Source organism: Arenimonas sp., from assembly GCF_035721105.1.
Lineage (GTDB): Bacteria > Pseudomonadota > Gammaproteobacteria > Xanthomonadales > Xanthomonadaceae > Arenimonas.
On the sequence record NZ_DASTNG010000012.1, the window covers coordinates 36,623 to 45,922 of the forward strand.

Genomic DNA, 9,300 nt, shown 5'->3' on the forward strand with positions numbered 1-9,300 from the left:
GCCCCGCCTAAGGTGGCCGCGATGAGCGCGAACGATCCCATTTCCCAGCTCCAGGCCCTGGCCGAGCGCTTCGAGCGCCTCGCGGACCAGCACCGCCGGCTGCTCGAGGAAAACAAGAGCCTGCGCCAGGGTCAGGAACAGCTGGTGGCCGAGCGCGCGGCGCTGCTCAACAAGAACGAACAGGCCCGGTCCCGGGTGGAAGCCATGATCACGCGGCTCAAGTCGCTGGAGCACAACGCGTGAGCGAGCCGGTCAACGTCAAGATCCTGGACCGCGAGTACACCGTCGGCGTCGAGCCGGCCGAGCGCGACAGCCTGATGGCCGCGGCGCAGCTGCTGGACGCCCGCATGCGCGAGCTGCGCGGCAGCAACCGCATGGCCGCGATCGACCGGGTGGCGGTGCTGACCGCCCTGAACCTGGCCCACGAGCTGCAGCAGCTCAAGCAGGCCGCCGAGCAGCGCGACCAGGCCCTCGCCCGCACCCTGGGCGAACTCAACCGCAAGCTCGACGGCCTCTTCGACGCCCCGCGCTGACCCCGCTTCCCTGTAGGAGCGCCTTCAGGCGCGAAGCTCTTCGCGAAAAGATTCGCGCCTGAAGGCGCTCCTACCGGGAAGCGCGTTCACGCTTCGGATAGGGGGCGGGTCTATAATCGCGACGTCCTCTGCCGTGTTCGACAGCGTGCCTAACATTACACCTTGTCCCATAAACACGACCCGGGAATCCGCCCCATCCGTGGTGTGCATGTCCGCCCTGTTGCGGAAAGCCTGAAGCGGTGGTTCGGGTACCCACTTGATCCCTGGGATCAAGGTCGTTTCGTACGCATCGGCATGGTGGAGGAACTCCTTTGACTTCGACGCGCGCCACCCTCCGCGCCGAACTGCGCGCCCGCCGCGCGGCGCTGCGCCCCGGCGAACGGCTGGCCGCGGCCGATGCCGTCGCCCGGCACCTGGGCGAGCGCCCCGAACTGCGTGAACCCGGCTACGTCGGCGGCTACTGGGCCGTGAACGGCGAACTGCCGCTGCATGCGGTGCAGCTGCGGCTCGCGCCCGGCCAGGTCTGGTGCCTGCCGGTGACCACGACCGACGGCAACCTCCGCTTCGCGCCCTGGCGCCCCGGCGACGCGCTGGTACCCAACCGCTACGGCATCCCCGAACCGGTCGCCGATGCCACCCTGGCCCCGGCCGAGATGGGCCTGGTGCTGGTGCCCCTGCTGGGCTTCAGCGCCGAGGGCCATCGCCTGGGCATGGGCGGCGGCTACTACGACCGCGCCTTCGCCTTCCGCCGCGACCGGGGCGCGCCGCCGCGCCTGGTCGGCGTGGGCTATGCCTGCCAGCAGGTCGCCGGCCTGGCCGCCGAGGCCTGGGACGTGCCGCTGGATGCGGTCGCGACCGAGCAAGGATTCCTCGCGTTCGGGCGATAATGGCGGCATGAAACGATACTGGCTGATGAAGTCCGAGCCCGAAGAGTTCTCGATCGAGGCCCTGGAGAAAGTGGGGCGCGAGCCCTGGACCGGCGTGCGCAACTACCAGGCGCGCAATTTCATGATGAAGGACATGAAGGTCGGCGACGGCATCCTGTTCTACCACTCCAACTGCGCCGTGCCAGGCGTGGCGGGGCTGGCCGAGGTGGTGTCCGACGCCTACCCGGACCCGACCCAGTTCCAGAAGAAGTCCGACTACTACGACCCGGGCAGCAAGCCCGACGAGCCGCGCTGGTGGATGGTCGACGTCGGCTTCGTGCGCCGGCTCAAGCGCACCGTGTCGCTGGACGACATGCGCGCCGAAGCCGAGGCGCTGGGCGAGGACTTCGCCCTGCTCCGCCGCGGCAACCGCCTGTCGGTGCTGCCGGTGACGGCGGCCCAGTACAAGCACATCCTTTCCCTCGAATAAGCCGGAGCCGCCGATGTCCCGCGACGCACAGAAGAAACTCGCCGCCGAGAAGGCCCTGGAGTACGTCGAGGACGGCACCGTGGTCGGCGTCGGCACCGGCTCCACCGTGGCCTTCTTCATCGACGGCCTGGCGCGGATGAAGGGCCGGATCGAGGGCGCGGTGTCGAGTTCGGAGCAGAGCACGCGCCAGCTCAAGTCGCACGGCATCCCGGTGTTCGACCTCAATGCGGTCGGGCCGCTGAAGCTCTACGTGGACGGCGCCGACGAGTGCGACCCGTTCAACCGCCTGATCAAGGGCGGCGGCGCCGCGCTGACCCGCGAGAAGATCATCGCCGAGGCCAGCGAGCGCTTCGTCTGCATCATCGACGAGGCCAAGCAGGTCGAACTGCTGGGCCAGTTCCCGCTGCCGATCGAAGTGATCCCGATGGCGCGCAGCCTGGTCGCCCGCCGCATCGTCGAGCTCGGCGGCCAGCCGGTCTGGCGCGAAGGCGTGACCACCGACAACGGCAACTGGATCCTGGACGTCCACCACTGGCGCATCGCCGACCCGGTGGGCCTGGAGGCCAAGCTCAACCAGATCGTCGGCGTGGTGGCCTGCGGCCTGTTCGCCGCCCGTCCCGCCGACGACGTCATCATCAACGGCCAGGTCCGCCCCCTCCGCCATCCCTGACCAACCCCTGCCGGGCGCCTGATGGACGCCTGATGTATCCCTGTAGGAGCGCCTTCAGGCGCGAAGCTCTTCGCGAAGAGATTCGCGCCTGAAGGCGCTCCTACAAAAATACCGGGGTCAGGCGGGCGCGTTCGCGGCCATCAGCCGCAGCATGGCGCCGAGGCCGCCATGCAGGGCGCTGACCTCGTAGCCCAGGCGCTTGAGCACGAAGGCGGCAGCGGCCGAACGCTCGCCGGTGTTGCAGTACACGACCACCCGCGCGCCCGAGGGCAGCACGTTGGCGACATCCTCGCGCAGGCGGTAGAGCGGGACGTTGATCGAGCCGTCGATGGCGCGCTGGGCGTGCTCCTCCGGCATGCGCACGTCCAGCAGCGCGGCGCCGCCCTGCACCAGGCGGGCGGCCTCGGCCGGCAGCACCCACGACAGCATCGGCGGCTTGAGCACCGCCTCGAAGGCCTCGCGCGAGAGCCGCATCAGCTGGCCGCCCTGCATCATCCGCACCGTGGCATTGCGCGGCAGGTTCGACAGCAGCGCGTCCTCGCCGAAGGTGTCGCCCTCGCGCAGGTAGGCCACCACCTGCGGCGCCCCGTCGAGGTACTTGGAAATGGACGCGGTGCCTTCGCGGACGACGTAGAAATAGTCGGCGGCGTCACCCTCGCGCATCACGATCTCGCTGGGCTTGACGCTCACCGGCTCGAACAGCTGGAACATCTTCTCGATGTTGCCGGTGGGCAGGCGTGCGAAGGCCTGGCTGCGCAGCAGGCGGAACACCCAGTTGTTGCCGCCCGGCGCCGAGCCGAAGTGGCGGTAGTTCTCGTCGCGGCTCAGCTGGTCCCAGGTGATCAGCTTCTCGAGGTAGCGGCGATCGATCCGCATCACCCGCGCCTTCGACGACACCACCTTGGCCGTGAAGCGGCGCGGCACCGCGTCGTTGAGCGAATAGCGGCCGTGCGGCGCGCTGGCGATATGGGCGACGCTGCGGCCATCGGGGTAGCTGCAGCGCAGCTCGCCCTCGAGCAGGTAGATGGTGTCCTCGTCCAGGTCGCCGGCCTCGAACACGTTCTCGTTGCGGCCGTAGTCCGACACCGAGGCCTCGCGCGCCAGCTGGTCGCGGGTCTCCTGGCGCAGGGACTCGAGGGGGAAGAGGCGGGCCAGGTGGTCGGCGGGAACGGGCATGGGGCGGACTCCGGAGGCGTATGCGCCGAGTCTATCGCCGGAGAGGCGGGCTGCGGTAGCCGCCCTTCCCTGTAGGAGCGCCTTCAGGCGCGAAGCTTTTCGCTGCGGGCTTCGGGTTTTGGGTGTTTGGTGAAAAGATTCGCGCCTGAAGGCGCTCCTACAGTCCCCCGGCCAAAAAAGAAGGGCCCCCTTTCGGGGGCCCTTCTTTTTTTGGCTGGGGGACTAGGATTCGAACCTAGATAGGCAGAGTCAGAGTCTGCAGTCCTACCATTAGACGATCCCCCAATCTGGGGTCGCCGCCAGACCTGGAAGCGATTAGCGCTTCGAGAACTGGGTGGCGCGGCGGGCCTTGTGGAGGCCAACCTTCTTACGCTCGACCTCGCGGGCGTCGCGGGTCATGAGGCCAGCCTTGCGCAGGTCCGGCTTCAGGGTGTCGTTGTACTCGACCAGCGCGCGGGCGATGCCCAGGCGGATGGCGCCGGCCTGGCCGGTGATGCCACCGCCCTCGACCGTGACGGTGAAATCGAACTTGTCGCCCATCTGGCTGACGACCAGCGGCTGGCGCACGATCATGCGCGAGGTCTCGCGGCCGAAGAACTCGTCGACCGGACGGCCGTTGACGACGATCTTGCCGGTGCCCGAACGCATGAACACGCGGGCGGTGGAGGACTTGCGACGGCCGGTGCCGTAGTTCTGCTGGATAGCCATGTCTTTGCCTTAAGCCTTGAAGTCCAGAGCCTGCGGCTGCTGGGCGGAATGCGGATGCTCCGAGCCCTTGTACACCTTGAGCTTGCGGTACATGGCGCGGCCGAGCGGATTCTTGGGCAGCATGCCCTTGACCGCGATCTCGATCACGCGCTCCGGATGGGCGTCCAGCGCCTGGCCCAGCGACTCGGTCTTGAGGTTGCCGACGTAGCCGGTGAAGCGGTGGTACTTCTTGTCCTGCAGCTTGTTGCCGGTGACGTGGATCTTCTCGGCGTTGATCACGACGAGGTAGTCACCCGTATCAACGTGCGGGGTGTATTCCGGCTTGTGCTTGCCGCGCAGACGACGCGCGAGTTCCGAGCACAGGCGGCCCAGGGTCTTGCCGTTGGCATCGACCACGTACCAGTCTTGCTTGACGGTCTGGGCGTTGGCGCTGACGGTCATGGTCTTCATGACGGCTCCAAAATATAGAAAGCGGGGTGGAAAGAGGCGGAATGATAGCGGCCCTTTCCGGCCCGTGCAAGCCCGGATTAACCCCGTGTTAGCATCCGGGCATGCCCACGCCGCCTGAAACGGCCTCCCGCCCCGCGCCCGGCGCGCCTGCCGCCGGCCTGGTGGCGCTGGCCGACCGCTGCGTGCAGTGCGGGCTTTGCCTGCCCCATTGCCCCACGTACGGGCTGGACCGCAGCGAGGCCGAATCCCCGCGCGGCCGCATAGCCTACATCCGCGCCACCGCCTCGGGCCAGCTGGCGCCGACCGCCGCCGGCGACATCCACCTCGACCATTGCCTGGGCTGCCGCCGCTGCGAGCAGGCCTGCCCCGCGGGCGTCGAATACGGCGCCCTGCTGCTGGGCGCCCGGGCCGCGCAGGCCCAGCGCCGGCCGGCCTCGCGGCCCCAGCGCCTGGCCGGATGGCTGCTGGCCCGGCCGCCGCTGCTGGGGCGGCTGCTGGATGCCCATCGCCTGCTGGCCCCGGTCCTGCCCGGCGTCCTGGCCCCCGGCCTGCCGCCGCCCGCGCGGCCGCAGCCGCTGCCGGACGCCGCCGGACGGCCCACGCTCGCGGTGTTCGCCGGCTGCATCGCCGACCGGCACGAATCCGGCACCCGCGCCGCGCTGGCGAAATTGCTGGGCGCCGCCGGCCTGGCGCTGGCGCTGCCCGCCGGCCAGGGCTGCTGCGGCGCCGCCGCGGCCCACGCCGGCGATGCCGCCACCGCCGCCCGCCTCGGCGACGCCAACCGCGCCGCCTTCCAGGGCCACGAGCGCGTCCTTTGCCTGGCCAGCGGCTGCCTCGACACCCTGTCGCGCAGCCTCGACGGCGGCGCCGAGGACGCGCTGGCGGCGCTGGATGCGCTCGGCGACCGCCTGGCGTTCCGCCCCGCCGCCGGGCGCGTCGCGCTGCACCTGCCCTGCACCCAGCGCAGCGGCGCCGCCCTGCGCCGCCTGCTGGGCCGGATCCCCGGCCTGGACGTGGCCGTGCTGCCGGACGCTGGCTGCTGCGGCGCCGCGGGCCTGCACCAGGTGGCTTTCCCGGACCGCGCGGCGGCGCTGCGCGGGCCGGTTCACGCCGCGGTGGCGGCCAGCGGTGCCACCCTGTTGCTGTCGGCCAACATTGGTTGCCGGCTGCACCTGGCGCAGGGCCTTACAATCCCGGTACGCCATCCCCTGGACTTCCTCGCCGAGCACCTGGCATGACCGTCGCACGCCGCTACAGCCCGCTGGATCGAATCCTCATCGAGGCCCAGCACGCCCTGGGCACCACCCTGGGTTCGGCCCGCGCCGAGCGCGCGAATCCGGCCGGCGACCTGCCCCCGGCCCGCCTGGAGGCCGCGGAACGCCGCCACGCCGCCGGCCTGATGCGGATCAACCACACCGGCGAGGTCTGCGCGCAGGCGCTGTATGTCGGCCAGGCCGCCGTGGCCCGCGACGCCGCCACGCGCGCCCAGCTCGAGCACGCGGCGCAGGAGGAAACCGACCACCTGGCCTGGTGCGCCGACCGCCTGCGCGAGCTCGACAGCCGCCCCAGCCTGTTCAATCCGCTCTTCTACGCCGGCAGCTACGCCATCGGCCTGGCCGCGGGCCTGCGCGGCGACGGTTGGAACCTGGGCTTCGTGGTCGAGACCGAACGCCAGGTCGAGGCCCACCTGGAGGAACACCTGGCCACCCTGCCCCCGGGCGACGACCGCAGCCGCGCGATCCTGCGCACCATGAAGGCCGACGAGGCCCGCCACGCCGACGAAGCCCTCGCCGCCGGCGCCCGCACCCTGCCCTCGCCCATTCCCCGGCTGATGGCCCTGACCTCGCGCCTCATGAAAGCCGTCGCCTACCGGGCCTAGTTTTTTTGGCCACGGATGAACACGGATGAACACGGATAAAAGCAGGTAAAGCAGACGCACACGGGGATTTTGGCGAGGCCATCCATCGCGCGGAGAGCCAATCAGTCTTGTTCCTTATCGGTTTTTATCCGTGTCCATCCGTGTTCATCCGTGGCAAAAACAAAAAGCCCGGCACTCGCGTACCGGGCTGATTCTCGCGCCGACGGGAAGGCTCAGTCGGCGAGGTTGTGGCCGTTGAAGAGCTCGACGATCTCGCGCTTGAGCTGGTTCTCGATGCGCATGCGGTCCTTGAAGCCGAGGTTCTTGGCCTTTTCCTCGAACAGGTAGGTGTCGAGGTCGAATTCCTTCAGGTGCATCTTCGTGTGGAACAGGTTTTCCTGGTACACGTTGACGTCGATCATCTCGTACTTGCCCTTGATGGGCTTGGACAGGAAGTCCTGGATCGAGTTGATCTTGTGGTCGATGTAGTGCTTCTTGCCCTTCACGTCGCGGGTGAAGCCGCGCACGCGGTAGTCCATCACCACGATGTCGGACTCGAAGGACTCGATCAGGTAGTTCAGGGCCTTCAGCGGCGAGATGACGCCGCAGGTCGCGACGTCGATGTCGGCGCGGAAGGTGGCGATGCCGTTGTGCGGGTGGGTTTCCGGATAGGTGTGCACGGTGATGTGCGACTTGTCCAGGTGGGCCACCACGGCGTCGGAGATCAGCTCCTTGCCGGCCGCCTTCTTGTCGATCACGGGCTCTTCCGAGATCAGGATCGTCACCGAGGCACCCTGCGGGTCGTAGTCCTGGCGGGCCACGTTCAGGATGTTGGCGCCGATGATCTCGGCCACGTCGGTCAGGATCTGGGTCAGGCGCTCGGCGTTGTAGGCCTCGTCGATGTACTCGATGTAGCGCTGGCGCTGCTCTTCCGAGACCGCGTAGCAGACGTCGTAGATGTTGAAGCTCAACGCCTTGGTGAGGTTGTTGAAACCCTGGAGCCGGAGGCGAGGCAGTGGCTTGACCACGTGGGCATTCCCATATGCGGAGGGGGTACAGCGAGGGGGCGCATTATCGGCCAAACGGCCCCCCGGGGGAACCTTGGCCCCGGCGAGGGCCCCGCCGGCATTGCCCGGGGCACGTTCCCGGCCTAAGCTGAACGCTTCAGCGGGCCACGAGAGCCCGCCCTGGCGCCGAAATTACAGGAGTTCGCCGAATGTCGATCCAGCCGCCGAAACTGGTCAACAGCCCGCTGGCGCCCGATGCCGCGACGATGGGCCGCTTCCTGGACCACTGCCACCGGCGACGCTATCCGACCCGCACGGACGTGTTCCGGCCCGGCACCCCCGCCACCTCGCTCTACTACGTGGTCAGTGGCTCGCTCAGCGTGGTCAGCGAGGAGCCCGATGGCCGCGAGCTGATCCTGGGCTACGTCAACGCCGGCGAGTTCATCGGCGAGATGGGCCTGTTCTTCGCCGCCGACGCCCGCGCGGTGGTGGTCCGCACCCGCAGCGCCTGCGAGCTGGCCGAGATCAACTACGACCGCCTGCACCAGCTCTTCGCCGGCCCGCTGCAGTCCGAGTGCCCGCGCATCCTCTACGCCATCGGCCTGCAGCTGTCCAAGCGCCTGCTCGACACCAGCCGCAAGGCCAGCCGCCTGGCCTTCCTGGACGTCAGCGGCCGCATCATCCGGACGCTGCACGACCTGTGCGCCGAGCCCGATGCGCTGTCGCACCCGCAGGGCACGCAGATCCGGGTCTCGCGCCAGGAGCTGGCCCGCATCGTCGGCTGCAGCCGCGAGATGGCCGGCCGGGTGCTCAAGCAGCTGCAGGAGCAGAACCTTCTGCATGCGCGCGGCAAGACGGTCGTGGTGTACGGCACCCGCTGAGCCATGGGCCGGACCGGCACGGCGGCCACCGATTCGCTGCTGGTCCGACCGGCCACGGCCCAGGACGCCGCCGGCGTGGCGACGCTGCTGGGCGTGCTGGGCTATCCCTGTGACCGGGCCGAAGCCGCCAGTCGGCTGCGGGCGCTGGACGACGAGCCGGACCAGGAGATCCTGGTCGCCGATCGCCACGGTTGCCTGGTCGGGCTGTTGGCGCTGGACCTGATGTACTACCTGCCGCTGGGTGCGCGCACTTGCCGGATCACGTCGCTGGTGGTCTCGGAAGGCGAGCAGCGCCGGGGCGTGGGGCGGCTGCTGTTGCGGGAGGCGGAGCACCGGGCCCGGCAGGCCGGTGCGGCGCGCATCGAGCTCACTTCAGCCACGCACCGCACGGAAGCCCACGCGTTCTACCGCGCCTGCGGCTTCAACGAAAGCGCCCTGCGCTTCCTCAAGCGCCTCGGCGACTGACTCCCTGTTCGAGCGCGTGCGCTCTGCGCACGAAGGGCCGCACGCCGTGGCCTCGCGGCAGCGCCGCCGCCCGCTGCACTAGTCCTTCTGCCCGCCGTCTTGCTAGCGCCATCCCTGGCAGCAAACGTCGGCCGTTACGGGCTTCCTGCCCTTCACTTCAGAAGGACTAGTGCAGCGTGCGACGTCGCCCCGGAGG

At 69.3% G+C, this 9,300-nt stretch carries 13 protein-coding genes, 1 tRNA gene and 1 other RNA gene; 10 read left to right on the top strand and 5 right to left on the bottom strand.

Features of this window, described 5'->3' with window-relative positions; all coding sequences use genetic code 11:
- Positions 1-21: 21 nt before the first annotated feature.
- The 6 genes from VFQ84_RS01130 (at position 22) to rpiA (ending at position 2,559) form a co-directional block, all read left to right on the top strand.
- Entirely contained in the window at positions 22-243 is a 222-nt protein-coding gene (locus tag VFQ84_RS01130) for a TIGR02449 family protein (RefSeq protein ID WP_325128339.1), read from the top strand.
- Positions 240-533 carry a cell division protein ZapA gene (locus tag VFQ84_RS01135; RefSeq protein ID WP_325128341.1) on the top strand — a complete coding sequence of 98 codons (294 nt, stop codon included), beginning with the start codon at positions 240-242 and terminating at the stop codon, positions 531-533. Before VFQ84_RS01130 ends, VFQ84_RS01135 begins: the two co-directional genes overlap by 4 nt.
- Positions 534-655: 122 nt before the next feature.
- Positions 656-841, top strand: a non-coding RNA gene (ssrS, locus tag VFQ84_RS01140) — 6S RNA.
- A 3-nt stretch (positions 842-844) separates the two neighbouring features.
- On the top strand, positions 845-1,420 hold the full coding sequence (locus tag VFQ84_RS01145; protein WP_325128343.1) for a 5-formyltetrahydrofolate cyclo-ligase: 576 nt from the start codon (positions 845-847) through the stop codon (positions 1,418-1,420).
- A 7-nt stretch (positions 1,421-1,427) separates the two neighbouring features.
- Entirely contained in the window at positions 1,428-1,889 is a 462-nt protein-coding gene (locus VFQ84_RS01150) for an EVE domain-containing protein (RefSeq protein WP_325128345.1), read from the top strand.
- A 13-nt stretch (positions 1,890-1,902) separates the two neighbouring features.
- Entirely contained in the window at positions 1,903-2,559 is a 657-nt protein-coding gene (gene rpiA / locus VFQ84_RS01155) for a ribose-5-phosphate isomerase RpiA (protein WP_325128347.1), read from the top strand.
- Between the two features lie 117 nt (positions 2,560-2,676).
- Here rpiA and VFQ84_RS01160 read toward each other — a convergent pair whose 3' ends face one another.
- The 4 genes from VFQ84_RS01160 to rplM all read right to left on the bottom strand — a co-directional run bounded on the left by VFQ84_RS01160 (position 2,677) and on the right by rplM (position 4,893).
- Positions 2,677-3,735 carry a cyclic nucleotide-binding domain-containing protein gene (locus VFQ84_RS01160; protein ID WP_325128349.1) on the bottom strand — a complete coding sequence of 353 codons (1,059 nt, stop codon included), beginning with the start codon at positions 3,733-3,735 and terminating at the stop codon, positions 2,677-2,679.
- Between the two features lie 211 nt (positions 3,736-3,946).
- A tRNA-Gln gene (locus VFQ84_RS01165) sits at positions 3,947-4,020 on the bottom strand.
- 30 nt (positions 4,021-4,050) lie between these two features.
- Entirely contained in the window at positions 4,051-4,443 is a 393-nt protein-coding gene (rpsI, locus tag VFQ84_RS01170; RefSeq protein ID WP_325128351.1) for a 30S ribosomal protein S9, read from the bottom strand.
- Between the two features lie 9 nt (positions 4,444-4,452).
- Positions 4,453-4,893 carry a 50S ribosomal protein L13 gene (gene rplM / locus VFQ84_RS01175; protein ID WP_325128353.1) on the bottom strand — a complete coding sequence of 147 codons (441 nt, stop codon included), beginning with the start codon at positions 4,891-4,893 and terminating at the stop codon, positions 4,453-4,455.
- Positions 4,894-4,994: 101 nt separating this feature from the next.
- On the opposite strand from rplM, the gene VFQ84_RS01180 reads away from it, so the two are divergent.
- Together VFQ84_RS01180 and coq7 are read left to right on the top strand one after the other, a co-directional pair.
- Positions 4,995-6,131: a (Fe-S)-binding protein gene (locus VFQ84_RS01180; protein ID WP_325128354.1), complete on the top strand. Its 1,137-nt coding sequence runs from the start codon at positions 4,995-4,997 to the stop codon at positions 6,129-6,131.
- The gene (gene coq7 / locus VFQ84_RS01185) at positions 6,128-6,772 is read left to right on the top strand and encodes a 2-polyprenyl-3-methyl-6-methoxy-1,4-benzoquinone monooxygenase (RefSeq protein ID WP_325128356.1); all 645 of its coding nucleotides are present in this window, start codon (positions 6,128-6,130) and stop codon (positions 6,770-6,772) included. The genes VFQ84_RS01180 and coq7 overlap by 4 nt, the downstream gene beginning before the upstream one ends.
- A gap of 212 nt (positions 6,773-6,984) precedes the next feature.
- Here the strand turns inward: coq7 and speD are convergent, their stop codons facing one another.
- Complete coding sequence (gene speD / locus VFQ84_RS01190; RefSeq protein WP_290890938.1) at positions 6,985-7,779, bottom strand: adenosylmethionine decarboxylase; 795 nt, start codon at positions 7,777-7,779, stop codon at positions 6,985-6,987.
- Positions 7,780-7,967: 188 nt separating this feature from the next.
- Between speD and crp the strand changes: the two genes are divergently transcribed.
- Entirely contained in the window at positions 7,968-8,639 is a 672-nt protein-coding gene (gene crp / locus VFQ84_RS01195; RefSeq protein WP_325128361.1) for a cAMP-activated global transcriptional regulator CRP, read from the top strand.
- Between the two features lie 3 nt (positions 8,640-8,642).
- Complete coding sequence (locus VFQ84_RS01200; RefSeq protein ID WP_325128363.1) at positions 8,643-9,104, top strand: GNAT family N-acetyltransferase; 462 nt, start codon at positions 8,643-8,645, stop codon at positions 9,102-9,104.
- The last annotated feature ends 196 nt before the right edge of the window (positions 9,105-9,300 follow it).